At 62.5% G+C, this 23,541-nt stretch carries 26 protein-coding genes; 22 read left to right on the top strand and 4 right to left on the bottom strand.

The genetic code is table 11. The features are described from left to right. Position 1: 1 nt before the first annotated feature. The 4 genes from BLQ70_RS09025 to BLQ70_RS09010 all read left to right on the top strand — a co-directional run bounded on the left by BLQ70_RS09025 (position 2) and on the right by BLQ70_RS09010 (position 3,877). Positions 2-1,072 (top strand): ABC transporter ATP-binding protein, encoded by a 1,071-nt coding sequence (locus BLQ70_RS09025; protein WP_091856707.1) that lies wholly within the window; start codon positions 2-4, stop codon positions 1,070-1,072. 31 nt (positions 1,073-1,103) lie between these two features. Beyond that, entirely contained in the window at positions 1,104-1,820 is a 717-nt protein-coding gene (locus tag BLQ70_RS09020) for a hypothetical protein (protein WP_091856706.1), read from the top strand. 53 nt (positions 1,821-1,873) lie between these two features. After that, the gene (locus BLQ70_RS09015) at positions 1,874-2,938 is read left to right on the top strand and encodes an ABC transporter substrate-binding protein (protein WP_091856705.1); all 1,065 of its coding nucleotides are present in this window, start codon (positions 1,874-1,876) and stop codon (positions 2,936-2,938) included. Between the two features lie 75 nt (positions 2,939-3,013). After that, positions 3,014-3,877 carry a sugar phosphate isomerase/epimerase family protein gene (locus BLQ70_RS09010; RefSeq protein ID WP_091856704.1) on the top strand — a complete coding sequence of 288 codons (864 nt, stop codon included), beginning with the start codon at positions 3,014-3,016 and terminating at the stop codon, positions 3,875-3,877. A 61-nt stretch (positions 3,878-3,938) separates the two neighbouring features. Here the strand turns inward: BLQ70_RS09010 and BLQ70_RS09005 are convergent, their stop codons facing one another. After that, positions 3,939-4,739 (bottom strand): sugar phosphate isomerase/epimerase family protein, encoded by an 801-nt coding sequence (locus BLQ70_RS09005; RefSeq protein ID WP_091856703.1) that lies wholly within the window; start codon positions 4,737-4,739, stop codon positions 3,939-3,941. A 113-nt stretch (positions 4,740-4,852) separates the two neighbouring features. On the opposite strand from BLQ70_RS09005, the gene BLQ70_RS09000 reads away from it, so the two are divergent. Next, complete coding sequence (locus tag BLQ70_RS09000) at positions 4,853-5,653, top strand: shikimate dehydrogenase family protein (RefSeq protein WP_061970361.1); 801 nt, start codon at positions 4,853-4,855, stop codon at positions 5,651-5,653. A 26-nt stretch (positions 5,654-5,679) separates the two neighbouring features. Here the strand turns inward: BLQ70_RS09000 and BLQ70_RS08995 are convergent, their stop codons facing one another. Next, complete coding sequence (locus BLQ70_RS08995) at positions 5,680-6,450, bottom strand: IclR family transcriptional regulator (RefSeq protein WP_091856702.1); 771 nt, start codon at positions 6,448-6,450, stop codon at positions 5,680-5,682. 178 nt (positions 6,451-6,628) lie between these two features. Between BLQ70_RS08995 and BLQ70_RS08990 the strand changes: the two genes are divergently transcribed. The 6 genes from BLQ70_RS08990 to BLQ70_RS25280 all read left to right on the top strand — a co-directional run bounded on the left by BLQ70_RS08990 (position 6,629) and on the right by BLQ70_RS25280 (position 11,789). Beyond that, positions 6,629-7,252, top strand: coding sequence for a nuclear transport factor 2 family protein (locus BLQ70_RS08990; protein WP_091856701.1), 624 nt, complete (start codon positions 6,629-6,631; stop codon positions 7,250-7,252). A gap of 16 nt (positions 7,253-7,268) precedes the next feature. Continuing rightward, positions 7,269-8,336, top strand: coding sequence for a maleylacetate reductase (locus BLQ70_RS08985; RefSeq protein WP_061970355.1), 1,068 nt, complete (start codon positions 7,269-7,271; stop codon positions 8,334-8,336). An 82-nt stretch (positions 8,337-8,418) separates the two neighbouring features. Next, positions 8,419-9,297 (top strand): intradiol ring-cleavage dioxygenase, encoded by an 879-nt coding sequence (locus tag BLQ70_RS08980; protein ID WP_061970353.1) that lies wholly within the window; start codon positions 8,419-8,421, stop codon positions 9,295-9,297. 26 nt (positions 9,298-9,323) lie between these two features. After that, positions 9,324-10,013 carry a hypothetical protein gene (locus tag BLQ70_RS08975; RefSeq protein ID WP_091856700.1) on the top strand — a complete coding sequence of 230 codons (690 nt, stop codon included), beginning with the start codon at positions 9,324-9,326 and terminating at the stop codon, positions 10,011-10,013. A 46-nt stretch (positions 10,014-10,059) separates the two neighbouring features. Further along, on the top strand, positions 10,060-11,088 hold the full coding sequence (locus BLQ70_RS08970) for a Gfo/Idh/MocA family protein (protein WP_210184267.1): 1,029 nt from the start codon (positions 10,060-10,062) through the stop codon (positions 11,086-11,088). 2 nt (positions 11,089-11,090) lie between these two features. Next, positions 11,091-11,789: a hypothetical protein gene (locus BLQ70_RS25280; protein WP_139163506.1), complete on the top strand. Its 699-nt coding sequence runs from the start codon at positions 11,091-11,093 to the stop codon at positions 11,787-11,789. Here the strand turns inward: BLQ70_RS25280 and BLQ70_RS08965 are convergent. Continuing rightward, on the bottom strand, positions 11,729-12,697 hold the full coding sequence (locus tag BLQ70_RS08965) for a LysR family transcriptional regulator (protein WP_162766358.1): 969 nt from the start codon (positions 12,695-12,697) through the stop codon (positions 11,729-11,731). The two genes, BLQ70_RS25280 and BLQ70_RS08965, sit on opposite strands and share 61 nt — an antisense overlap. Before the next feature lie 161 nt (positions 12,698-12,858). On the opposite strand from BLQ70_RS08965, the gene BLQ70_RS08960 reads away from it, so the two are divergent. The 5 genes from BLQ70_RS08960 (at position 12,859) to BLQ70_RS08940 (ending at position 18,180) form a co-directional block, all read left to right on the top strand. After that, entirely contained in the window at positions 12,859-14,286 is a 1,428-nt protein-coding gene (locus BLQ70_RS08960) for an FAD-dependent oxidoreductase (protein WP_091856698.1), read from the top strand. Between the two features lie 143 nt (positions 14,287-14,429). Further along, positions 14,430-15,437 (top strand): ABC transporter substrate-binding protein, encoded by a 1,008-nt coding sequence (locus BLQ70_RS08955; RefSeq protein ID WP_170843358.1) that lies wholly within the window; start codon positions 14,430-14,432, stop codon positions 15,435-15,437. Positions 15,438-15,513: 76 nt separating this feature from the next. Next, positions 15,514-16,320: an ABC transporter ATP-binding protein gene (locus tag BLQ70_RS08950; protein WP_091856696.1), complete on the top strand. Its 807-nt coding sequence runs from the start codon at positions 15,514-15,516 to the stop codon at positions 16,318-16,320. Further along, complete coding sequence (locus BLQ70_RS08945) at positions 16,317-17,405, top strand: ABC transporter permease (RefSeq protein WP_091856695.1); 1,089 nt, start codon at positions 16,317-16,319, stop codon at positions 17,403-17,405. The genes BLQ70_RS08950 and BLQ70_RS08945 overlap by 4 nt, the downstream gene beginning before the upstream one ends. A 10-nt stretch (positions 17,406-17,415) precedes the next feature. Then, positions 17,416-18,180 carry an SDR family NAD(P)-dependent oxidoreductase gene (locus BLQ70_RS08940; RefSeq protein WP_061970340.1) on the top strand — a complete coding sequence of 255 codons (765 nt, stop codon included), beginning with the start codon at positions 17,416-17,418 and terminating at the stop codon, positions 18,178-18,180. A 50-nt stretch (positions 18,181-18,230) separates the two neighbouring features. On the opposite strand, the gene pcaQ is transcribed toward BLQ70_RS08940, so the two are convergent. After that, complete coding sequence (gene pcaQ / locus BLQ70_RS08935) at positions 18,231-19,262, bottom strand: pca operon transcription factor PcaQ (RefSeq protein WP_091856694.1); 1,032 nt, start codon at positions 19,260-19,262, stop codon at positions 18,231-18,233. A gap of 98 nt (positions 19,263-19,360) precedes the next feature. Here pcaQ and pcaD point away from each other — a divergent pair, with 98 nt between their 5' ends. From pcaD to BLQ70_RS08905, 6 genes are all read left to right on the top strand, one after another. After that, entirely contained in the window at positions 19,361-20,155 is a 795-nt protein-coding gene (gene pcaD / locus BLQ70_RS08930) for a 3-oxoadipate enol-lactonase (protein WP_091856693.1), read from the top strand. After that, positions 20,148-20,540 (top strand): 4-carboxymuconolactone decarboxylase, encoded by a 393-nt coding sequence (gene pcaC / locus BLQ70_RS08925; RefSeq protein ID WP_091856692.1) that lies wholly within the window; start codon positions 20,148-20,150, stop codon positions 20,538-20,540. The genes pcaD and pcaC overlap by 8 nt, the downstream gene beginning before the upstream one ends. A 131-nt stretch (positions 20,541-20,671) precedes the next feature. Then, complete coding sequence (gene pcaH, locus BLQ70_RS08920; RefSeq protein WP_091857104.1) at positions 20,672-21,415, top strand: protocatechuate 3,4-dioxygenase subunit beta; 744 nt, start codon at positions 20,672-20,674, stop codon at positions 21,413-21,415. Then, positions 21,415-22,041, top strand: a complete 627-nt coding sequence (gene pcaG, locus BLQ70_RS08915) for a protocatechuate 3,4-dioxygenase subunit alpha (protein WP_091856691.1) — start codon at positions 21,415-21,417, stop codon at positions 22,039-22,041. The genes pcaH and pcaG overlap by 1 nt, the downstream gene beginning before the upstream one ends. A gap of 56 nt (positions 22,042-22,097) precedes the next feature. After that, positions 22,098-23,306 carry a 3-oxoadipyl-CoA thiolase gene (gene pcaF, locus BLQ70_RS08910; RefSeq protein ID WP_091856690.1) on the top strand — a complete coding sequence of 403 codons (1,209 nt, stop codon included), beginning with the start codon at positions 22,098-22,100 and terminating at the stop codon, positions 23,304-23,306. A gap of 41 nt (positions 23,307-23,347) precedes the next feature. Further along, the coding region (locus BLQ70_RS08905; protein WP_280140797.1) for a CoA-transferase at positions 23,348-23,541 on the top strand (194 nt) is incomplete at its 3' end.

Here is a 23,541-nt window from a genome sequence, read left to right as displayed (position 1 = left end):
GATGAGCGTCGTCGTCTCAAGCCTGTCAAAGCATTTCGGCTCCGTGCGAGCGATCGACGATCTGTCTATCGAGTTCCGCGAAGGCGCGATCTCGGTGCTCCTCGGAGCCAGCGGCTGCGGCAAGACGACCACCCTGCGCTGTATCGCCGGACTTGAGCAGCCGACCTCGGGACAGATCTCGATAGGCGGCCAGACCGTCTTCGCCTCCGCCCGCGGTATCGACCTGCCACCGGCGCGGCGCGATCTGGGCATGGTTTTTCAGTCCTATGCGATCTGGCCGCATATGACGGTCCTGGAGAACGTCGCATTGCCGCTGCGGGCGAAGAAGCGTCCGGCGGCCGAGGTGGCGGAGCGAGCCCGCGCCACATTGACCTCGGTCGGACTGGGTCAGCAGATCGACCGCGGCGCGACGCAGCTCTCCGGCGGACAGCAGCAGCGCGTTTCCATCGCGCGCTGCCTCGTGGCCGACCCGCGGTTGATCCTGATGGATGAGCCGCTCTCGAACCTCGACGCCAAGCTGCGCATCGAGATGCGGCATGAGATCAGGCAACTGCAAAGAAGGCTCGGCGCGACGATCCTCTTTGTGACCCACGATCAGGAAGAGGCCATGTCGCTCGCCGACGAGATCATTCTGTTCGACAAGGGCAAGATCGTACAGCGCGGCGCTCCGGAGGAACTCTATTTCCGGCCACAAGTCCGATACGTCGCCGACTTCCTGGGCAAGGCCAATCTGTTTCCCGTCACCGCCCGCCCGACCGCGGGCGGGCTCGAGGTCGTCGCCGACGGCGGACACGTCCTTGCGAGCGGCCAAGTGTCTGGAATGGATGGCGGAGGGCGCGCTCTGGCTATGGTCCGGCCGGAGGCATGGCGCATCGGCCCGGTTGATGCGGAAGGACTAACGGGGCGTGTGGAGGAAACAACCTTCATCGGCGACCGGCGAGAACTGCTCGTCCAAACACCGATCGGCCGGCTCACTGTGATGACCCTGGGCATGCGCAGCTTCTGCACCGGCGAAGGGTTGAGCCTCACCGTCGAGCCCGAATACCTGCACCTGATCGCGGAGGCTGCATGATCTCCGTGCTTCCGCTCGAGGATACGAGGCCATGCTGAAGGCGGGAAACGGCTTCTTCGCCATGTGGGCTGGCATCGCTCCCGACGTGGCCGCGGCTTTCGAGCTGATGCATGCGCGTGACCACCTTGCGGAGCATCTCGCCTATCTCGGTGAAGGCGGCATTCTCTGGGCGAGACGCTATGGCGAGGGACAAGGCATCCTGCCGCCGAACTTCGCATTCTACGGCATGAGGGATCTGGATCGCCTCACCGGCCCGGGTGCGGCCGAGCGCAAGGTCTTCGAGACAGAGTTTTTCAAGGCCATCCGCCCGCATTATCGCGACCGCATCGCCCACCATTGCCGCGTTCTTGGCAGCGCCGGGGCCGGAACCGGCAGTGCCGTAGCGACCTTCCTGCTCGATTTGCGTGCCGAAGACGGCGCGCCCGCACAAATCGCCGATCGATTGACATGCCTTCTTTCGGTCACGGCGGCCCATATCGGCGCGGTCGATTGGGGGGTGCCGATCCGCGCGGGCGGGGTGCCACCCCCCTGCCCGCCCGGTGACGAGCGGCTCGGCATTGCTGTTGTCGAAGGGTTCTCGCGCTGGCGGATGGCGGGCGAATTCGCGTCGATAACCGAAATCCTCAGCCAAGCCGGGACGATCCGCTCGGCGGGGCACTACGGCTTTAGCTACGCACTCGATTACGCCGAGGTGCCCGGTTTGCGTCATCACCGCCGCGACCATGAGGTCGATCCGCAGCAACCCTGACGCCGCAACGGCAACGAACCAATCGGCCGTCAGAAACCAAAGGGAGGAATGAGATGAGCTACAAGATCGATCGCCGGACCTTGCTTCGCACGGCAGCGATGTCATCTGCGGCGTTGGCTCTCGCAGGCCGAGGGGCGGTGGCGCAGACCTCCGATGCTGCCCTCGTCGAAGCCGCGGAAAAGGAAGGGCAGCTGGTCATCTATGGCGATCTCTTCACCGTGCAGATCATGGTGAAGAGCTTCAACGCCGCATATCCGAAGATCAAGGTCACCACGGCGACGGGCGACGCCTGGCAGATCCTCAACCGTTTTATCTCGGAAAACCGGGCCGAGCGGCCGGTCATGGATGTGTTCTGGCAGGCCGAAGACACGATCATCACCGCGGACGGCGCCGGCATGCTTGGCCCGATCAATTTCGGCGAGAAGGCCAGCCTGCTCAGCTCAGCGATCCCCGCCACCGGCAATTATTTCCGCGGCAACGGGCAGCTTTGCCTCTTCGCCTGGCACAAAGACCAGATCGGCAAGAACCCGACGCCCAGAGATTGGACGGATTATATCGAGCCACCCGCTGCATGGGACGGTCTCGTTGCAACCACGAACCCGGCCTCGTCTTCGGCGACCTTCGCTGTCATCGCCGCGCTCTACCAGCACTACGGCCAGGACAAGGGCGGGGCTATCCTCAAGGGGCTGCGCAAGATCAACACTGAGCTCGTCGCATCGATGGGTGTGCTGACCACGAAGCTGCAGACCGGGGAGCGCCCGATCGACTTTTTCACAAATTCGAACGCCACTGCCGGATTGCTCGGTCAGGGCGTTCCGGTCGCGGTGAAGATTCCCGAATCTGGTGCTGTCGCGCAGTTCAATGCGGTCGCGGTCAGCAAGATGGCTCCGCATCCCAACGCGGCGAAGTTGTTCGTCGAGCATGCGCTCGGCAAGCAGGCCCAGACCGACCTGCTCCAGGCGAAGGCCTACTCGGTTCGCAAGGATCTCGCATCACCGGATGGGCTACCGTCGCTGGAGGAGGCAAAGCAGCTCAAGCTCGACCTTGTCCAGGCGCTCAAGGACCGCGATGCGATCCTCAAATGGTGGTCCGCCAGCACGGGCTTCAACATTCGCTGACGCATCGACTCCGCCGCGCGGCTGGACAGCCGACGTGGCGGGGATCGCCTTCTCTGTTCAACTCGGGCGACACCCATGGCTCACGCACTGAACCTGCATGATTTCTCCATCGCCAACCTCACGGTGGGAGGTGGCGATCCCGTCGCACTCATTGAGGCAGCAGGCGAAAGCGGGTTCGGCGCGGCCGGGCTGGTGCTGCGCACGGCGATGAACAAGCCGTTGAGCCATGAAATCATCCAGCGGCCCGAGACGATCCGGGCCGTCAAGGCCGCCTCGAAAGCGACCGGCGTCAAGGTGTTTGATGTCGAGGCCTTCGTGTTACGGCCCGGCGTCAATGCGGCGAGCTTCATCCCGGCGCTCGAAACAGGCGCCGAGCTCGGAGCCACGCATATCTCGTCGATCGGAACGGAGGTCGTTGGCAACGACACTTTTCTGTCCGAGGCCGAGCGGATCGACTTGTTCTCGCAGCTTTGCGAACAGGCCAAGCGCTTCGGGCTGCATGTCGGGGTCGAGTTCATGCGCTATCGTGACATCCCCGACCTCGGCGCTGCGCTAGCACTGATCGACGCGGCCGGTGTCGGCAACGCCGGCATCATTTTCGACGTGCTGCATTTCCATCGCACCGGAGGAACTCCCGAGCAGATCGCCGCGGTCCCGGCATCGCGCATCGCCTATATTCAGCTGTGCGACGCTGGTCCGCAGGTGCCAAGGCTTGAAGATCTTCCCACCGAGGCGCGGGGAGGACGCCTGCATCTGGGTGACGGCGTCATCCCATTGAACGCATTGCTGGATGTCCTGCCGAACGGGCCACAGATGGCGATCGAAACGCCGGTGGCGAGCGAGGCGGCCCTGACCTTGAAGGAAAAGGTGGCCAGCGCCGCCGAACACATCGTTCGCTTCGCCGCCCGGCGAGCAGCAGGCAATGCCGCAGCCGGTTGATGCAAGCGCTCGCCATGCCATAACGATGCTGGTCACTCAGCGCGCTTGCGATCTTTCGAGGTCAGGAACGTCCGACGCTTGCGAGCAAGGCCCTGCACGCAGCACCGGCGCGCCGTGCCTTCTCAAGGTCGTTGTCACCATAGGCCCGACTCGGAGCTTCCAGCGCGACCGGTCTTCCTGGGGGCAAAGCGCTCAGGAAGGCCGAAAGCGAAAGGCCACCGTCACCGGGATAGAGCCTGGCTTCACGCGCCTCGGTGCGCAAGCCGTCTTCGCCCGGAGACGCAGCGGGTGCATCACAGAGATGACCATAGGCAACGAGCTCAGGGTCTATAGCGGCAAGATCGGAAGCGTCCCCTCCGGAGCGATTGAGATGCAGAGCGTCGACGAGAAGGCCAGCATTGTCCTGCCCGGCATCCTTCAGGATCGAACTCGCATACAGCAGCGAATTCAGCGCCGTATAAGGAATGAACTCGAACCCGACGCCCATGCCGTACTCGCGCGCCATCGAGCAGCATTCAGCCAGCCGATCCGTCATCCTGTTCCTGTCCGGATCATTGCCGGCGACCAGCAGATTGCGAGCCCCTAACTCCGCTCCGGTTTCGAGCACCGGCCGCAGGAGCTGTGGTTGTGTCTGTGGCCATAGCCAGACGGCCTCGACATCCAGCAGCGTGAGCCCGCTCGTTTGCAAGGATGCTTTGACCTCACGGCGCAGGTCGGCATCCGTGACGATCGGGAAGAAGCGTCCCTCGGGTGCGGGGTCGATCAGACGAAGCCCCACGGCGTCGAAACCGCCTGCTTCGGCGAGCGAGATCAGCTCCAGCGGACCTGCATGCATGAATGTGAGATGTGCAAGGGACAGCATCGTGGCGCTCCCAGAATCGATCAGGGCGCCTGACCGCGTCGCCTCTATTGTTCTTACCTATAAATCAGTTCATAGATGCGATCAATTGCTGTGACCCGGAACAGGAGATCGTCATGCTGGACATGCTCAGCGGCGAGACAAGGGTATTCGTGATCATTGGTCATCCTATCGCCCAGGTGAAGGCACCTGGCGGCATGACGCGCGGTTTCGCCGAACGCGGCCGGAATGCCGTCGTAATCCCTATTCACGTTCTTCCGGAGGACGTCGACCGTTTCATCGATGCGTTGGGGCCCATTCGTAACGTCGATGGCATCATCGCAACCGTCCCGCATAAATTCGCTGCCCGGCGGCATTGCAGAGTCGTTTCAGAGCGCGCGGATTTCCTTGAATCGACGAATATCGTCAGACGACATCCAGACGGAGGCTGGTATGGAGACATGAGCGACGGGCTTGGTTTTGTCCGCGCCATGATGCAGACGGGCTGCCAGCCGGAAGGGAAGCGCGCGCTGCTTATCGGCGCCGGCGGAGCAGGCAGCGCCATCGCCTTGCAAATGCTTGATTCAGGCGTCGCTGAGCTGGCTATTCACGATAGCGACACGGCTCGGCGCGATGGACTGATCGCCAAGCTGCTCAAGGTCCATCCCGGGAAGGTTCGCGCGGGCTCGATGGATCCATCAGGGTTCGACATCGTCGCCAACGCGACGCCGATGGGAATGAAGGCGGGCGATCCGCTGCCAGTCGAGGTCGACAAGCTGAAATCCGGCATTTTCGTCGGCGACGTGATCACAGCGCCGGAGGTATCTCCCTTGCTGGAAATCGCGCGAAGCATGGGTTGTCGCACGCAGACTGGCGTCGGAATGTTCCTGGCGCAGCGAGAATTGATGCTCGACTTTCTCGAAGGCAAGGCGATCTGAACAATTCACTGCGGGAGGGGTAAGGCTCAATCCACTCCGGCACGTTGTCTGATCAGCTTGACGGCCATTTCCAAGGCTGTGAGGCAGCGCTGCTTCAATTCCGCATCGTACCTCGCTACCGGGAGTGCGATGTTGATGGCCGCAAGCGGAAACCCTGAGCGGCTAAGGATCGGCAGGGCCATTCCCGCGATCCCCGGCGTGAATTCTTCGGTAACGAAGGCGACGCCGCCGCGTCTGATCTCCGCAATCTCGTTATCAAGCGCCGCCACGCTTCCGATAGTCCGAGGCGTAATCGCCTCGAAATGTACCCGAGAGAGATAATCCTGGCGCATCTCGTCGGGCAGGTAGGCAAGCAGAGCCTTTCCTCCCGATGTCGCATAGAGCGGCGCCATGTCGCCTACGCGCATTGAATAATGCAACCGATGGGTGCCGTTCGCCGTCGCCATGACTTCGGAATGGTCTCCTTTGAGAACATTCAGGGCGCAAGTCTCGCTCGTCGTTCTAGCGATTTCCGCGAGCACGTTTTCAGCGACCTCGACCAAGTCGCGTGTCTCGGCACTCCGTTGGCCCAAGGCAACCACGGCCGGCCCGAGGAAATACCCCTTTCCGATCGGGTCATATTCGAGATAGCCGCGGTTAACCAAAGTTTTGAGCAGCTGCGTGAGGCTACTTTTAGGGATCCCGAGTTGAGCCGCAATTTGAGTGTGGGTCTGCGCGGCATTCCACCGGCGGAGATATTCGAAGAGGTCGAGGACCCGCATCGCGGACTTTACAGAGCCGAGCTCGGCAGGTGGCATAAATTAATCCCGTTTCTTCGGTCGCCTGCGACGACCCGTCTCTCTGGCCGACAACTTAGACATGCTCTTCGCCATCTTCACTATGCCCGGTGTCGCGGCATTCGAGAAGCGCTAGGTTGACACAGCATCATGAACAAGTTCTCATATAAGAACTAATTTCTCGTCGACGGAGTTCAGAATGAGCGACGACTGGAAGGAACGCCTGCTTATCCGTGAGTTGGTGGAGAACTGGGCTGTTTGGCGTGACGCCGGGGATTGGGAGCGATTCCGCACCGTTTGGCACGACGACGGACGGATGATGGCAACCTGGTTTCAGGGAACGGCTGACGAGTTCATAAAGGTCAGCCGCGAGGGCTTCGAGAAGGGTGTGAGCATCCTTCACTTCCTCGGCGGAATGGGAATCGACATCGCGGAAAACCGCGCGATTGCACAGACGAAAATGACGATCAACCAGCGCGCCAGCGTGGATGGAGTGATCTGCGATGTCGTTTGCACCGGACGATTCTACGATTTTTTGGAGAAGCGCCAGGGGCGATGGGGCGTGGTGCTGCGGCAGCCGATCTACGAGAAGGATCGGATCGACCCCGTGGATCCCTCTCAGGCTCCAGCGCTCGATAGGCAGCGGCTCGAAAGTTTCCCAATCGGCTATCGCCACCTCGCCTATCTGCAGTCCGGTCTGGGGTTCAAGGTCAAGCCGGACATGCCCGGCCTGACCGGGCCGCTCGTCGAAGATCTCTACCGGCGTGGGCGGGCCTGGCTTGAAGGCAAGCCGCTCGAAATGGCTCTGCGCCCGCCTGAATGAGAATGCGGGAGGCCCAATGCGCGAGTTCGTCTACAATGCGGCGCCGGCCAGGATCCTATTTGGGAGCGGCACGAGACAGCGTTTGCCGGATGAGGCGGAACGCCTAGGTCTGGAGCGGCTGCTCGTACTGTCAACGCCCGATCAGGAGGCCGTCGGGCGCAGTATCGCGGAGATTCTCGGGAGCCGGGCCACCGGTCTCTTTTCGGGTGCCGTTATGCACACGCCTGTCGCGGTCACCGAGGAAGCACTCGCCGTGATCGCCGCCTCGAAGGCTGACGGCGTTGTCGCAGTCGGCGGCGGCTCGACCACAGGACTCGGGAAGGCGATCGCGCTGCGCACGGGATTGCCCCAGATCGTGTTGCCGACCACCTATGCGGGATCGGAAATGACGCCGATCCTCGGCGAGACGGAGGGCGGCCTGAAGCGAACACAGACCACCGCGAAAGTCCTGCCTGGAACGGTGATCTACGATGTTGATCTGACGCTAAGCCTGCCACCGTCGATATCGTCCGTTTCCGGCATTAATGCTATCGCCCATGCCTCAGAGGCGCTTTACGCGCGAGACGGCAATCCCGTCATCGAACTGATCGCTCAGGAGGGAATTCGAGCCCTCGCCGCAGCACTGCCCCGTATTGTCGATGAACCGCGAAACGGCCCGGCGCGGGCGGATGCACTTTATGGCGCCTGGCTTTGCGGCCTATGTCTGGGCGCCGTGGGAATGGCGCTGCACCACAAGCTGTGCCACACGCTAGGAGGCAGTTTCGATCTGCCTCATGCCGAAACCCATACCATCGTTCTACCTCATGCACTGTCCTACAACGCGCAGGCAGCGCCGCGTGCTATGGCGTGCATCGCCTCCGCCCTCGGTTCGAAGGATGCTCTGTCGGGGCTGTCCGCGTTGTTGGAGCGCTTGAAATTGAAGCGATCCTTAGCGGAGATTGGAATGCCGGAGACCGGCATATCGCGCGCCGCGGATCTTGCTACCGCCAATCCATACTGGAACCCGCGCCCCGTAGAGCGCGATGCGGTTTATGAGCTGATCCGCCGCGCCTACGCTGGGGAAGCGCCTCGAGCTGATTTTTAGAGAAGACTAATCCGCGCCGCTTGGTAGGTCGTCCCGTTGCATTGGATGGGCCGCCTCTGCCCGCATCGCAAGGGAGGAGATCGTGCGAAACTTCGACGAGAATTCGATCACAATGGCAGTGCTCGATCGTGTGGCCAACGCCTCGGACGGCCGCACGCAACAGATCAGCCAGGCACTGGTACGACATCTCCACGCCTTCGTGAAGGAGGTCGAGCCCAGCATGGGTGAGTGGGAGGCGGCAATCGGCTTTCTCACCCGAACCGGGCACATGTGCGACGACAAGCGTCAGGAGTTCATCCTGCTGTCAGATACGCTCGGCGTTTCGATGCTGGTGGACGCCATTAATCACCGTGGCACCGCTGGTGCGACCGATACGACAGTGCTGGGGCCATTCTATGTGCAAGATCCAGCGGTGTTTCCCCTGGGGTCGGACATTTCGGACGGAATGAAGGGCCAGCCTCTGTTCGTTTCCGGAACCGTCTCGTCTACTGACGGCGCACCGCTAGCCGGCGCGGCAGTCGATGTCTGGCACTCCGATGAGGATGGCTATTACGACGTGCAGCAGATGGAGGAATTGGGCGGGCTTTCGATGCGCGCGCGCCTGTTCACCGATGAGCAAGGCAGGTTTCACTTCTGGACCATCAAACCAGCCGCCTATCCGATCCCGCATGATGGCCCAGTCGGGCAGATGCTCGATGCGCAGGGCCGCCATCCCTATCGGCCGGCGCATGTTCATTTCATGATTCACGCGGAAGGCCACGACACTCTTGTGACACATGTCTTCGTGGCGGGAGACGAGTATCTCGACTCTGACGTCGTATTCGGCGTCAAGGATTCACTGATCCAGGAATTCGTGCGGCATTTCCCGGGAGAGGCTCCAGACGGGCGCATTATGGGCCGCGAATTTCACAGCCTGCGCTACGATTTTCGTTTGAAGCGGCTCTCCGCTTCGGCGGCCTGAAGAAAGCGGCAGGGAGGCCGTCCGCGATGCCCATCAAAGGTAATGCCTTCGTCGCCATCTGGCACGATATCCGTGCAGAGTCCGAAGTTGAGTACAATCGCTGGCATACCCGCGAGCACATGCCCGAGCGCCTTAGCATTCCGGGCTTCATGCGTGGACGGCGCGGGGTGGACTGGAAGCGGGACAGGCATCGCTATTGGACGCTTTACGAGGGGCCGAATCTCGATGTTTTCGGATCGCCTGCCTATCTTGAGCGGCTCAACAACCCGACGCCGTGGTCGCAGCAAATCCAGCCGGCCTTTTATAATTTCATCCGCTGTGGTTGCGAGGTGCTTGTCTCTCTTGGAGAAGGTCTTGGGGGCGCGATGGCGACTTACCGGATCAGCTTCGATTCGATCGGCGAGGACGGCTTCCGCCGCGCGGCACGCCCTGTCGCCGAGCAGATCCTCGGTCTCGACGGGATCAGCAGCGTTCACATCGGCTTGGCGCGCCCGGAGAGCACTGGCGCGAAAACGAGGGAGACAGCGCTGAGAGGGACGACGCAGGACGGTTTGTTCGACGCAGCGATACTCGTCGACGGCATCGGCCGCTTGGAACTGGAGGCCGCGCTGCCGCAAATCTCCGCCGCCTTGGCGAGACACCAGCTCCGGCCCGCACCGGACGATGTCGCAGTCTATGATCTCGCGTTTGCTCTGGATTCCATGAACCGGGGCTAAAACCGGCGATGGCCGGGCCTCTCATCTCCCTGTGAGAGGCTCTCGAATGGATAGGCTCAACATGAGAAATCGGCCTCTTCAGATTGGAATACTGGGCGCGGCCAACATCGCGCGCAATTTCATCGCGGGGGTGGCTCCTTCGAAAATGCTCACCGTTGCGGCGGTCGCGAGCCGTGATCCCGCAAAGGCGGAGGCTTTCGCCCGGGAGACGGGCGTCCCGCGCTTTCATGGCTCCTACGAAGCCCTGCTCGCAGATCGAGAAATCGATGCGGTCTATATCCCGCTTCCCAACAGCCTGCACGCCGAGTGGGCCATTCGAGCGGCCGAAAGCGGAAAACCGATACTGTGCGAGAAGCCTTTAGCGGTCACAGGCAAAGAAGGCCGCCGCATGTTTGCCGCGGCCAGGGCCAACAACGTTCCGCTCGTCGAGGCTTATCCCTATCTCGCTCAGGTCCAGACGGCAAAGTTGCGCAAGATGATCGCCACCGGTGCAATCGGCAAGGTCAAATTGATCCGATCGTCCTTCGGCATAACCTCGGTCGATCCCGCCAATATCCGGCTTAGTCCTTCGCTGGGCGGCGGCGCCTTGCTCGATGCAGGCAGTTACGCCATGAGCCTGATACGCATCGTAGCCGGCGAGAGACCAGCACGGGTTCAAGCGACGGCAAGCTTTGCGGCAAATGGTGTCGACCTCACCACAATCGCAAATATTGCCTTCCCGAGCGGATTGCTCGCCCAGTTGTCCTGTTCCTTCGAGACGGGCTACCACCGCCATGCCTTGATTGGCGGGGACGGGGGCGTAATCGAGACAAACTTCCTGAACCATCCGCCAGCCAGCGGGCCGGCGATCCTGCAGGTTAAGCGCGGCATCGCTTTCGGTGCGGCCTTCGAACCGCTGGATGTGCCGGACGGCAATGGCTTCTTGCGCGAGGCGGAGTCCTTTGCCGCAAGCTTGAGCAATGGCCCAGTGCAATGGACGGGAGCAAGCGAGGCGGAATCACTCGACATCCTGGACTCGCTCGACGCCATTCGCGCGAGCGCGCAAACCGGCGCGTGGGTAGAACTCTCGGAGTAGCAATGCTGAAGGGGCAAGGACTGCTCTCGCTGTGGAACGGCGTCGATCCACGCCGGCGGGACGAATACAACCTATGGCACACGCGCGAGCATGTTCCAGAACGGCTGGCCGTGCCCGGCATGATGCGCGCACGGCGCTATCACCGCGGCAATGGGCCACTTCCAGAATTCTTGACGCTCTACGAACTGGAAAGCAACGCGGTGCTCAGCAGCGCGCCGTATCGGGCGCTGCTGGAAAACCCAACGCCATGGTCGCAAAGCATGCGGCCGTCCTTTCGCGGTTTCTTTCGCGTCGGCCATCTTGCAGTGTCAAGTCAGGGCGGAGGCATCGGAAGCGCCTTGATGGCAACAACCTTCGATGAGGCCTCGGTCCCTGCAGGTGCCTGGGAAGAGCTTGCCGGGCGCGCGCTTCGTGAGACTGCGGCGACAGCGATCCATGTCCTGAAGAAGGATCCGTTGGTCGCCCCGGTGCCATTTACGGTGCCATCCGCAGGCGGTGCGTCCTATGCCGACAGCGGCGCGATCATGATCGAATGCCATGATAGAAGCCGGCTCGATGAAATTGCCGGCATGATCGATCCTGCGCTCGACGCGGAGGGCCTTGCCCCGGCTCGCGCGGCGTGGACAGGTTACGATCTCGCCTATTCGCTCGACAGGGATGAATTGACTGTTGTCGTCCCCGCATCCCGGCCGGAGGTCTGAGCGGGCAGATCGTTGCTGGCTCCTTTGGAGTGTCGGGAGATCGCGTGCAGCAGCATGCGCTGCAGATTCAGGGCTGGTCTTGGGAGGGAAACGCCGTCGCGCGCGATAATGCCAACAGTGCGTCGAATTTGCGGAGCCGTGATCGGCAAAATACGAATGCCGGGCGCTGACGCGATCGCCAGGCGAGGCAGCACCGTGACGGCGATGCCGTTTGCAACGAAACAGACCGCCATGTTGACGCGCTGCACCTCATAGGCCCAATCCAACCGCTCTCCGAAAGTGCCGAGGCTTTCGCTAAGCATGAACCCGTGGCTTGTCGTTGTGGCGACGCGGGCCAGCGGATAGCCGACGAGATCAGCCCAGTTCAGTTCCGCGCGCTCCGCGAGCGGGTGCCCGATTGGCACAGCGGCGACGAAGTCCTCCTCGAACAGCGCGCGGGATTTCTGAGTCCAGAGCTGCGCGCCTAGGATGGTCAAGGCGAACTGTGCCTCGCCAGAGGAGACACGCTCGCGCAAAGCCGCCGCGGGCTCGTCAAAAACGGTGATCGAGACCTGCGGATAGCGCTGCCGGAATTCTCTCAGAACCCCGGGCAGGAAATGCTCGCCGAGCGAACCGAGACAACCAACCGAAACCTTTTGCTGCGCCTGTCGGCCCTGGCGTTTCAGGTTCTCGTATAGAGTGCTCAGTCGAAACAGCGTGTCTCGTGCCTCAGGGAAGAACTCTTGTCCCGCTCTCGTCAGAGAGAGAGAGCGTGTAGTGCGCTGAAACAGCGTGACGCCGACATCTTCCTCAAGCTTGCGAATGCGGTGGCTCAAGGCGGTTTGCGACAGCCGCATTGCCTCGGCTGCACGACGAAAGCTTCCGAATTCGGCGATCTGGATGAAGGCTTCGAGCCCGGAAACATCCATCGCATCAGCCTCGATTGAGCAATCCTGTTCATGAATAGGGCTTTTAAATTCATTTGAACAGCAAGGATCGGCGCGCCAATCTGCTCGTAAATCGATGCTCCCGGCTCTTCGTCGCATTCCAAGCGGTGCGCCGACTGGCCACGACTCCAGGGGAACACGTCATGGGATCGATGGACGGCGAGGGAGGGCGGCTGTTCTTCCGTTCCGAGACCTTCGAGACCGAAAAGTTCGAGCGCCGTAGGTCGTCGGGCAAGACGATCACCGAGCCAGCGCGGGAGCTTCCGGTCCATACCGAATGCGACGTTCTGGTGGTTGGCGGCGGCCCTGCCGGAACGGCGGCCGCCATCGCCGCCGCCCGGCGCGGCGCCGATGTCGTGCTACTAGAGCGCTACAACCATCTCGGTGGGCTATCGACAGGCGGATTGGTTATCTGGATCGATCGCATGAGCGATTGGCAAGGTCGCCATGTCATCCGAGGCATCGCCGAAGAGCTCCTGTCGCGCTTGGCCCGCGACAAGATTGCCGGTCCTGAGCCGCTTGAATGGGGATCACACGATCCCGAGCGCGTTGCCTATTGGGGGCTTCGCAATGCCGCGTTCAACAATACCGTCACCCATGCGCCCACCCTCGATCCGGAGTGGCTCAAGGCGGAATCGCTCGCAATGGTTCTGGAGGCCGGCGTTCACCCGATCTTCCACGCCTGGGGAGCCAGTCCGTTGATGGAAGGGCGCCGCGTTGCGGGCTGCTCTTTCGAGAGCAAGGAGGGACGGCGCGCCATTCTCGCCCGGGTGACGATCGACGCGACCGGCGACGGCGACCTTTACGCGGGCGCCGGCTCTGATTTCGACACGGAGGTCGACAGCCGCGACATCCACGGCTGCATGAACACATCCTGGCTGTTCGGCGGCGCCGACATGAAGGCGTTCTTGCGCTTCCGGGCTGAGACGCCGGAGCAGTATTCACAGTTCATGGCGCGCGGACGCGAGACGATGCGCTTCTTCGACAAACCTTCCGTATCGTGGCGGGACGACATCGCGGTGTTCATGGGGCCTCGACTCGCAGGTTACTCCGCACTGAAAGTCGAGGATCTGTCCGAGGTCGAGATCAGGAGCCACAAGCTCATGCTGGAGCATCTCGCCTTCTATCGCGCTCATGCTCCTGGTTTTTCAAACGCCTTCATCATGCTGTCGGCGCCCCAGCTCGGCGTCAGACATGGCCGACGCCTGAAGGGGCTTGGCAAACTCACCCGAGAGAATTGGGACGGCAGCATGGCGCCCGACGAGATCGGCGTTTCGCCATCTCTCGCGCCGAAGTTCGAGAATATCTCCGTTCCTTATGGCTCGATCGTGCCACGCGAGATCGACGGGCTGTTGGCGCCTGGCCGTCATCTGTCCTGCGACGCCACGAGCCATTCCTTCATGCGCGAGATCCCGCAATGCTGGTTGACCGGCCATGCGGCAGGTGTTGCAGGAGCGATAGCCGCCGACCAGGGTGTTGCGCCGGCCGTGGTGCCGATCGCGGAGCTAAGGGCAGGCTTATTGGCGCAAGGGGCCTATCTCAATACGGTTCCCGAGTTGGTCGAAGGCTGACCCGCACGGGAAACGGCTTAGCCAAAGTTGACGAGAACGAGCAGGTCGAAGAAGCCTGCCAAGCAACATGAAAGGCGGCAGCAGGCCGCTCCGTAGGGAGGAATAGAATGTTCGAAGCTCTCTGGCGCAGAATGTGCGCTGCCATGATTTTTGGTCTCGCCGGCGCTCCGGCTTTGGCACAGGCGCCAGCGCCGAAGCCGCTCGATCCGCCCCAGGCCGTGCGTGTCGCCTATGTGCCGATCATGAAGTTCGCTACGGCCTATGTCGCCGAGGCGCGTGGGCTCTTCAAGAAATATGGGCTCGACGTCAAGCTGGATAGCGTCAAGTCCGGCACTGAGGCGATCGCCTTCCTCGACAAGGGATCGGTCGACGTTGGCGGCATCTCGATCGTGGCGTCGCTCTGGTCGGCCTGGAATCGCGGGCTCGACATCCGGGTGATCGCGCCAGGAGCGCTTGACCCGATGACGGACGGCCCGACCAAGCTGATCGTCCGCAAGGACCTGCTGGATTCGGGAGCGGTGAAGTCGGTCGCCGACCTCAAGGGCAAGCGGATCGCGGCGGCCGGTGGGCCGGGTAGCGGCGGCGAGTACTTCGTCAGCAAGGCGCTTGAGAGCGCCAAGCTCAGCCTGCGCGATGCGCAACTGCTGAACGTCGGCAATGCTGACATGCCGGCGGCGATGGAGGCGAAATCGGTCGACGCCGTGCTGACCTCCTCGCCCTACTCCGACCAGATCCTGAAAGCCGGCACCGGCAAACTGTTGATGCAGGACATCACGCCCGGCCTGATGACGGTCGCCTTCGTCGCCTCGGGCAAGTTCATCAAGGAGCGTCCCGAAGCGGCGGAGCGCTTCGTTCTGGCGATGACGGAAGCAGCCCGTCTCATGCAGGGCGCCGACTTCCTCGCTCAGCCCAATATGGACGGCTATCTGAAATACACAGCCTCCACGCCCGAGGCGATCAAGACCGGCGGCTCGGTGATCTTCGATCCCAATATGGCGATCCCGACCACTGGCCTCGCCGACATTGAGCGCGTGCATCGCGAGAACGGCCGCACCGAATACGACAAGCCCCTCGACATGGCGAAGGTCGTCGACGGGCGTTTCGTCATGAAGGCCGTCGAGACCCTCGGCAAGGCGGCCGCCTCGAAGTGAGAGGCATGGCGGCCGTCATGCCTTCGCGGGCCTCGACAGATCGATGCAACACACCAACGAGCCCGGAGGTCGGCCGATGAGCGTCTCCATGCAGGCTGCAACTGCGCCGAAGATTGGAGCGCGCCACGTCAGCAAGCATTATCCGACCGCGGACGGCACCATGGTCGCGCTCGAGGATTTCTCCCTCGAAGTGGCCGATGGCGAGTTCGTCTGCATCGTCGGCCCTTCGGGCTGCGGCAAGTCGACCTTCCTGCGTATGGTTGCGGGACTGGAATCGATCTCGCTGGGTTCGATCGACATCCAGCCCGGACGCGAGCCGGGCCGGCCATTGAATAGTGTCGTCTTCCAGGAATATGCGATCTTTCCCTGGAAGACGCTGATCGAGAATGTCGCCTTCGGTCTGCAAATGCGCGGCGTCGGTCGCAAAGAACGGCTCGACCGGGCGCGCTACTGGCTCGACCGGGTCGGCCTCGGCAAATTCGCCGACTATTACCCACATCAGATCTCGGGCGGCATGAAGCAGCGCGTCAGCATCATCCGGGCACTCGCCAACGACCCGGAGGTTCTGCTGATGGACGAACCGCTTGGTGCGCTGGACGCCCAGACGCGCGTCGTTATCCAGGAGGAATTGCTGCGAATCTGGGAGGAGACGCGCAAGACCGTGCTCTACATCACGCACAGCCTCGACGAGGCGGTGCTGCTCGGTGACCGCGTTATCCTGATGAGCGCCCAGCCGGGCCGGCATCTCGCCACCTTCAGGATAGAGCTGCCGCGCCCGCGCACGATCGCGATGACCAACTCACCCCGTTTTGCCGAATACCGGGCGCAGATTTGGGAGAAGCTCAGTGCCGAGGTGACGCGCGCCATGGAGGCGCGGCCATGACAGTCGTATCCGCCGACAACGCGGCTGCGGCCGGCAGTGCCGGAGCTATGCCACGTTCTCCGATAGCCCGCGGCGAAAGACGCGCCATCCTCTTGCTTGCCGGAGCGATGGTCGCATTGAACCTGGCGCTGGCGGCCGCCGGGCTCTGGGGCGACTTCGCCTGGCCTGCGATCGGGTTAAGCTTTGTCCTGCTCGTCCTGCTTTGCGAGCGCATAGGTCGGCTGGTCCCGGTCAAGCACAAAGGCGCCTACGAGCGTACTCTGGCGTTGGGTTTCCCGCTCGTCGTCCTCGTGCTCTGGGAGCTTGCGGCCGATAGCGGTTTCATAAACCCGAACTGGTTTCCGCCGCCGAGCAAGATCGGCGTCGCGCTTTGGGATCTCAGCACTCGCTACGACCGCTTTTCGGGAACGACACTTCTCGGACGGCCCTGGCTGATGCCGGAGGCCTTTAGTCAGGACGGCTGGGCTGGCGTTTGGAAGCTCGCCGCAGAAAGCCACGTCCTCGCGACGGTGGGGCGCGTCCTGTTCGGCTTCATGCTTGGAGCCATCCCGGGCGTGCTGGTCGGCGTAGTAATGGGTCTGAACCAGACCGTACGCCTGATGCTCGACACGACACTTTCGGCCATCTACGTGCTGCCGAAGATCGCGATCTTTCCGATTGTAATGCTGATGTTCGCCGACCCCTTCGGCGAGGCGCCGAAGATTCTTGTAGTCGGGCTTTCGGTCTTCATCCTGATGGCGATCAACACGATGGCGGCGGTGCGCGGCATAGACAACGTCTATTTGATGGCCGGAAAGAACTACGGCGCCAAGGGCTGGTCGATGCTGCGCCACGTCATTCTGCCCGGCGCAATGCCTGTGATCTTTTCAGGACTTCGTATAGCGCTCGGCACTGCGATGATTGTGATCATCTCGGTCGAGTTCGTGCGAGCCAAACAGGGCGTGGGATACATGACCTTCTACTACTGGGAGGTGCTCAATCCCGAGAAAATGTATGCCGGGCTCGTTGTCGTCATGGTTCTAGGGGTGCTGCTGACCTATGCGCTGCAATGGCTGCAGCGCCGGCTGATGCCCTGGCAAAAGTAAGGATCAGGCGATGCAAGTTGCGCTTGTAACCGGCGGCGCTGGCGCCGTCGGGGCCGCGGCGGCGCGGATGCTGGCCGCCGATGGTTTTCACGTCGTTCTGGCCGATCGGGCCATCGATCGGGTGCAGGGCATCTGCAGCGAGATCGTCGACGCGGGCGGCGAAGCTGCCGCTGAGCCGGTCGACCTGCTGGAGAACGGCGCCGTCAATCGCCTGATCGACCGCTTGGCGGAACGGTTCGGTCGGCTTGATTGCGTCGTCAACAACGCCGGCATGACCGGAGCTCCACGCATCGGCGAAGTAGACCTTTCAGTGTGGAATGCCGTGCTCGCGCTCAACCTGACGGTGCCGATGCTTCTCGCCCAGGCCGCTCATCCGTTGATGAAGCGCAGTGGCGGCGGAAGCATCGTCAATGTTGCTTCGCGCGTTTACCTCGCCGGTACGGGGGTCGCGTATACCTCCAGTAAATCCGGGCTAATCGGGCTGACACGCGTGCTCGCCGTGCAACTCGGCCCGGACAACATCCGGGTCAACGCTGTCGCCCCGAGCTTCCTCAATACGCCCTTCAACGAGAAGATCGTCGCGGAAAACGCGGGGCTCGCTAGATCCTTTCGCAAGATGTCACCGCTGGGCCGGCTCGGTACGGCGGAGGATGTCGCCGGCGCGATCGCCTTCCTGGCGTCGCCGCGGGCAAGCTTCGTCACGGGCGACATCATCCATGTCTGTGGCGGGACGCAGTTGGCGCCACAGCCGACCGCGTTTGACGAAGCTGTGTGACGAGCAGCCGTTCAAGTTCGGGCCGGGGGCATCGCCTTGGTAAACGAGCCTTACGGCCCTCCCCGATTCCTGGCGGGCTTCGGAGAGTTGTCGCGCTTGTTCTGTCGGACCCGTGAGGCGTCGACGGAATGCGCAGAGGCGGCCCTGGCCCGCTCCGCAACAACGTCCCGCACCGCTGCCATGACCGGCTGGGCCGGAAAGGACAGGTCTGTATCGGTGCGGGTCGTCAGGCCGACCGGGCCGTTCGTGTCATTGGTGTCGACCGGCAGTAGCGCCAGCGCACCGCTCGCTACATCCTCCGCCACAACGCCTTCGGAAATGACCCAGATAGCATCCGTTCTAAGCAGATAGTTGCGTGCAAATGCGTCGGAGACCGTCTCGATCTCGCCCTGCGAAGGGTGGATCGAACGGGCGATGAAATAGCGCTCGACGATCGGGTGTATGACGGAGCCCGGTGGGGGGACGAGCAACTGGTAACGCCCAACATCCGCTATGTCCTGCTGCCCATGTGCCAGCAAGGGATGCGCAGGTCGCACTGCCAGCGCGATGCGTTCCGAGTAGAGGTATTCGAACGCGAGTCCGTGCATCGCCTCAGGCGAAGCCATTCGCCCGACCACGAGATCGATGTCGCCGAGACGCAGTTGCGAGAGCAGAACATCGTTCGACCCGGTGACGACGCGAAGCCTGATATTCGGGAGATGTCGCGACAGATTCGCCAATGCCGCCGGCAAAATCCGTGCTGATGCCGTCGGCAGTGCACCGACCGTAAAGGTGGCATGCTCGCCACCGGCATCTTGAGCGACGGTTCTGATGCCCTGCTTCAGCGCGACGAGGCTCGACGTCGCGTAACGCAAGAACATCTCGCCGATCGGCGTGAGCACCATCGACCGCCGTTTCGGCTCGAACAGGACGGTGCCCAGGAAATCCTCCAGCTCGTGAATCGTTTTCGAAACGGCTGGCTGGCTCAAGCCGATCGCGGACGCTGCCTTCACGGCGCTTCTCTGCCGGGCAACTTCGATGAAGCAGGACAGGTGCCGCAACTTAATGCGTCCGTCGAGCTGAAGCGATCTGCTCAGGCTCATTAGGATAACCTCTAGGTTATTTAATAACTAGAAAAAGCCATTTAACATAAGAAAAAAAGCGTAGCATATAAGGTCATCGTCGACATGGGCGTTCCGATATGGCTTTCGCACGCATCAAGGGCCGGCTGGTACACTGGCGCGATTATGGTCCTCGCTGCGCGCCGTGCGTGGTGATGGTCAATTCGCTCGGGACAGATCTGAGGATCTGGGATGAAGTCTCCGCCGCGCTTTCAGCTCACTGGCGTGTGATTGCCTACGATAAGCGTGGGCATGGGCTTTCGGAAACTGACGCCGGCTCCTATTCGATCAGTGATTTGGCGGACGATCTCCTTGCCCTGATCGACCATCTTGATGTCGAGCGGTTCGCACTGGTCGGGCTTTCGATCGGCGGTATGATCGGACAGGTCCTGGGCTCTCGCTCACCGCAGCGCCTGTCGGCGCTCGTCTTGGTGGACACCGCTCCAAAAGTGGGAACGCCCGACAGTTGGGGCGAGCGCATCCACGCAATCGAGCGCGGTGGCCTCGAGGCGATTGCCGACCCCGTCATGGAGAGGTGGTTCACACCAGGCTTTCGCGCCGCGCAGCCCGATCAGGTTTCGGGGTGGCGAAACGCCTTCGTCCTGCAATCGGCGGCCGGATATATCTCTACTTGCAACGCCCTGCGGACTGCCGATCTGAGCAGTCACGTTGCCGGAATATCCGTCCCGACGCTGGTCGTGGCTGGAGACAGCGACCTCGCCACGCCACCGAAACTCGTTGAGGCGATGGCACTGAAAATTCCACGAGCGCGCTTCGAACTCATCGAGAAGTGCGGTCATATTCCGCCGATTGAGCAGCCGGAACGGCTATCGAAGCTCGTATCTGGTCACATCAGGGAACACGGCCATGGCTGATACACAAACCAAATTCTCTGCAGGCATGAGGACCCGGCGATCGGTTCTGGGTGAGGGGTATGTCGATGCTGCAGTGTCAGCCACTGATGCGTTCACGGCGGACTTTCAGACACTGATCACCGAAAGCGCCTGGGGAAGCGTTTGGTCACGTGAGACGATCAGCAAACGCGAGCGCTCGATGTTGACCATCGCGCTCCTGGCCGCGCTTGGACATCACGACGAGGTCGCGATGCACGTGAGGGCTACGCGCAATACCGGCGCGAGCGCCGAAGATATCAAAGAGGCGCTACTGCATGTGGCCATTTATGCAGGCGTGCCGGCAGCCAATCATGCCTTCAAAATCGCCCGTGCGGCGCTCGCCGAAATCCATGACGAATCTGCATGACGATGTGTCGTGTCCTTGCCCGCCGTTGAACCCTATCGCGGCACGAATTGAGCAGGATCAAGGAGAGCGGATCGAATTCGCCGCCAGAGATTGAATACCGCAACAGCAGCTTCGAGGGAGGAAGCGCCGAGATGCGCAACGAGAATTCGACACATCAGGGCGGCTCCTTTTATCAGAGGGACCGCAGCTGGCATCCGCCGGCCTTTACGCCGACCTATAAGACCTCGGTACTGCGATCGCCGCAGAAGGCCTTGCTGTCTCTCGGCAATACGATCTCGGAAATGACAGGCCCGGTCTTCGGCCACAACATGTTGGGGCAACTCGATAACGATCTGATCCTGAACTATGCTAAGGCGGGCGAACCGATCGGCCCGCGCATCATCGTACACGGCCAGGTGCTGGACGAGGATGCGCGCCCCGTACGCGGTGCGCTGGTCGAGTTCTGGCAGGCCAATGCCGGCGGCCGTTATCGCCATAAGAAGGAAAGCTACCTCGCCGCCATCGATCCGAATTTCGGCGGCTGCGGGCGCACCATCACCGATGACGAGGGCCGCTACTGGTTCCGCACAATCAAGCCCGGCCCCTATCCCTGGCCGAACGGCGTCAATGACTGGCGCCCGGCGCATATCCATTTCTCGATCTTCGGCCACGCCTTCGCGCAGCGCCTGATCACCCAGATGTATTTCGAGGGCGACCCGATGATCTGGCAATGCCCGATCGTCTTGGGCATCCCGAGCCGCGAGGCGGTGGAGCAGCTGGTCGCTGCGCTCGACCGCGAGGCGACACTGCCGATGGACACGATGGCCTACAAATTCGACATCGTCCTGCGCGGCCGTCGCTCGACCCTGTTCGAGAACCGGATGGAGGGCAACTGATGGTCCAATCGCTCCGCCGCCTCAGGGAAAGCCCGTCGCAGACGGCCGGCCCCTACATCCATATCGGCGCCACGCCGAACTTCTCCGGCATCGAGGGCGTCTATCCGCACGATCTTGGCTCGCAGCCGCTCTCGCCGGAGGTGAAGGGCGAGCGCGTCCTCGTCACCGGCCGCATCTTCGACGGCTCGGGCATGCCCATCAAGGACGCGCTGATCGAGATCTGGCAGGCCGATGCGCAGGGGCTCTATCCCGGCCAGGGCGAGCACCGTGGCGAAGCCGATCCGCACTTCCCCGGCTGGTTCCGCCAGCCCGTCGACGGCACGACCGGTGTCTACCGCTTTGAGACGATCAAGCCCGGCATCGTGCCCTATTTCGACGGCCGGCCGATGGCACCGCACATCACCTTCTGGATCGTGGCGCGCGGCATCAATCTCGGCCTGCATACGCGGCTCTATTTCGGCGACGAGGACAAGGCCAACACGGCTGATCCGCTTCTCGCCCGCATCGAGCATCGCGTGCGCGTGCAGACACTGATCGCAACGCGCGGCGACGAGGACGGCATGCCGGTCTACACCTTCGACATCCGTCTGCAGGGCGAGAACGAGACGGTCTTCTTCGACATCTGAGAGCGGCCTCGGCCGCCTTCCCGACCCGAGCAGACAGCAAGCAGAGCAACGACGACATGACCGAAGCCTTCATCTGCGCCTATGTCCGCACGCCGATCGGCCGGTTCGGCGGCTCGCTTGCCGCCGTGCGGGCGGACGATCTCGGCGCGGTGCCGCTGAAGGCCCTGGTCGAGCGTCATCCGCAAGTCGATTTCGGCGCCGTGGACGATGTGATCTTCGGCTGCGCCAACCAGGCGGGCGAGGACAACCGCAATGTCGCGCGCATGTCGCTGCTGCTTGCCGGTCTGCCCAAGGAAGTGCCGGGCACGACGATCAACCGGCTCTGCGGCTCCGGCATGGATGCCGTCATCGCAGCCGCGCGCGCGATCAAGGCGGGCGAGGCCAAGCTGATGATCGCCGGCGGCGTCGAGAGCATGTCGCGCGCGCCCTTCGTCATGCCCAAGGCCGACAGCGCCTTCTCGCGCCATGCCGAGATCCACGACACCACCATCGGCTGGCGCTTCGTCAACCCGTTGATGAAGGCCCAGTACGGCATCGATTCCATGCCGGAAACCGGCGAGAACGTCGCCGCCGACTGCAAGATCAGCCGGGCCGACCAGGACGCTTTCGCGCTGCGCTCGCAACTGAAGGCCGTCGCCGCCCAGCAGAACGGCCGGTTGGCCAAGGAAATCGTTCCAGTCCTCATCCCGCAGCGCAAGGGCGATCCGATCCGCGTCGAGATCGACGAACACCCGCGCGGCGACACCACGCTGGAGAAGCTCGCCAAGCTCGGCACGCCGTTCCGCAAGGAAGGCGGCACGGTCACAGCCGGCAACGCGTCGGGCGTCAATGACGGCGCCGCGGCGCTGATCATCGCCTCGGAGAAGGCCGCCGCGAAATACGGGCTAACGCCGATCGCGCGCGTTCTGGGTGGCGCAACCGGCGGCATCGCGCCGCGCGTCATGGGCCTCGGCCCGATCCCCGCCACGGGCAAGCTTTGCGAGCGGCTTGGCCTCAAACCCACCGATTTCGACATCGTCGAGCTGAACGAAGCCTTCGCCTCGCAGGGCATCGCGGTGCTGCGCGAGCTCGGCATCGCCGAGGACGGCGCGCATGTGAACCCGAATGGCGGTGCGATCGCGCTCGGCCATCCGCTCGGCATGTCCGGTGCCCGCATCACCGGCACGGCCGCGCTCGAACTGTCGCTGACGGCCAAGAAGCGCGCGCTCGCCACCATGTGCATCGGCGTCGGCCAGGGTATCGCCGTCGCGCTGGAACGCGCCTGAGTAATCGTTTCGAGTCCGAAGCTGACCTGGGTTCCGCTACAATGACGCATAAGATCTATGACGGCCCGGGCGCGGCGCTCGAAGGGCTGCTTTTCGATGGCATGACGATCATGTCCGGGGGCTTCGGCCTGTCGGGCAATCCCGAGAGCCTGATCCCGCAGATCCGTGATTCCGGCGTGAAGAACATCACCGTGATCTCGAACAATGCCGGCGCCGACGGCTTCGGCCTGTGGAT

It is taken from the genome of Allobosea robiniae, assembly GCF_900102525.1.
In the GTDB taxonomy this organism is placed as follows: Bacteria; Pseudomonadota; Alphaproteobacteria; order Rhizobiales; family Beijerinckiaceae; genus Allobosea; species Allobosea robiniae.
This window is presented reverse-complemented; position numbering and strand designations above follow the sequence as displayed.

Bases quoted from the DNA above. Each gene is read 5' to 3' on its own strand.
- pcaD (WP_091856693.1), top strand. From the start codon at position 19,361: ATGGCTTTCGCACGCATCAAGGGCCGGCTGGTACACTGGCGCGATTAT.
- BLQ70_RS09010 (WP_091856704.1), top strand. From the start codon at position 3,014: ATGGCTCACGCACTGAACCTGCATGATTTCTCCATCGCCAACCTCACG.
- BLQ70_RS08990 (WP_091856701.1), top strand. From the start codon at position 6,629: ATGAGCGACGACTGGAAGGAACGCCTGCTTATCCGTGAGTTGGTGGAG.
- BLQ70_RS08965 (WP_162766358.1), bottom strand. From the start codon at position 12,697: ATGGATGTTTCCGGGCTCGAAGCCTTCATCCAGATCGCCGAATTCGGA.
- BLQ70_RS09020 (WP_091856706.1), top strand. From the start codon at position 1,104: ATGCTGAAGGCGGGAAACGGCTTCTTCGCCATGTGGGCTGGCATCGCT.
- BLQ70_RS09025 (WP_091856707.1), top strand. From the start codon at position 2: ATGAGCGTCGTCGTCTCAAGCCTGTCAAAGCATTTCGGCTCCGTGCGA.
- BLQ70_RS08945 (WP_091856695.1), top strand. From the start codon at position 16,317: ATGACAGTCGTATCCGCCGACAACGCGGCTGCGGCCGGCAGTGCCGGA.
- pcaC (WP_091856692.1), top strand. From the start codon at position 20,148: ATGGCTGATACACAAACCAAATTCTCTGCAGGCATGAGGACCCGGCGA.
- BLQ70_RS09005 (WP_091856703.1), bottom strand. From the start codon at position 4,739: ATGCTGTCCCTTGCACATCTCACATTCATGCATGCAGGTCCGCTGGAG.
- pcaQ (WP_091856694.1), bottom strand. From the start codon at position 19,262: ATGAGCCTGAGCAGATCGCTTCAGCTCGACGGACGCATTAAGTTGCGG.
- BLQ70_RS08950 (WP_091856696.1), top strand. From the start codon at position 15,514: ATGAGCGTCTCCATGCAGGCTGCAACTGCGCCGAAGATTGGAGCGCGC.
- BLQ70_RS08985 (WP_061970355.1), top strand. From the start codon at position 7,269: ATGCGCGAGTTCGTCTACAATGCGGCGCCGGCCAGGATCCTATTTGGG.
- BLQ70_RS08960 (WP_091856698.1), top strand. From the start codon at position 12,859: ATGGGATCGATGGACGGCGAGGGAGGGCGGCTGTTCTTCCGTTCCGAG.
- pcaH (WP_091857104.1), top strand. From the start codon at position 20,672: ATGCGCAACGAGAATTCGACACATCAGGGCGGCTCCTTTTATCAGAGG.
- BLQ70_RS08970 (WP_210184267.1), top strand. From the start codon at position 10,060: ATGGATAGGCTCAACATGAGAAATCGGCCTCTTCAGATTGGAATACTG.
- BLQ70_RS09000 (WP_061970361.1), top strand. From the start codon at position 4,853: ATGCTGGACATGCTCAGCGGCGAGACAAGGGTATTCGTGATCATTGGT.
- pcaF (WP_091856690.1), top strand. From the start codon at position 22,098: ATGACCGAAGCCTTCATCTGCGCCTATGTCCGCACGCCGATCGGCCGG.
- BLQ70_RS25280 (WP_139163506.1), top strand. From the start codon at position 11,091: ATGCTGAAGGGGCAAGGACTGCTCTCGCTGTGGAACGGCGTCGATCCA.
- BLQ70_RS08975 (WP_091856700.1), top strand. From the start codon at position 9,324: ATGCCCATCAAAGGTAATGCCTTCGTCGCCATCTGGCACGATATCCGT.
- BLQ70_RS08940 (WP_061970340.1), top strand. From the start codon at position 17,416: ATGCAAGTTGCGCTTGTAACCGGCGGCGCTGGCGCCGTCGGGGCCGCG.
- BLQ70_RS08955 (WP_170843358.1), top strand. From the start codon at position 14,430: ATGATTTTTGGTCTCGCCGGCGCTCCGGCTTTGGCACAGGCGCCAGCG.
- BLQ70_RS08995 (WP_091856702.1), bottom strand. From the start codon at position 6,450: ATGCCACCTGCCGAGCTCGGCTCTGTAAAGTCCGCGATGCGGGTCCTC.
- pcaG (WP_091856691.1), top strand. From the start codon at position 21,415: ATGGTCCAATCGCTCCGCCGCCTCAGGGAAAGCCCGTCGCAGACGGCC.
- BLQ70_RS09015 (WP_091856705.1), top strand. From the start codon at position 1,874: ATGAGCTACAAGATCGATCGCCGGACCTTGCTTCGCACGGCAGCGATG.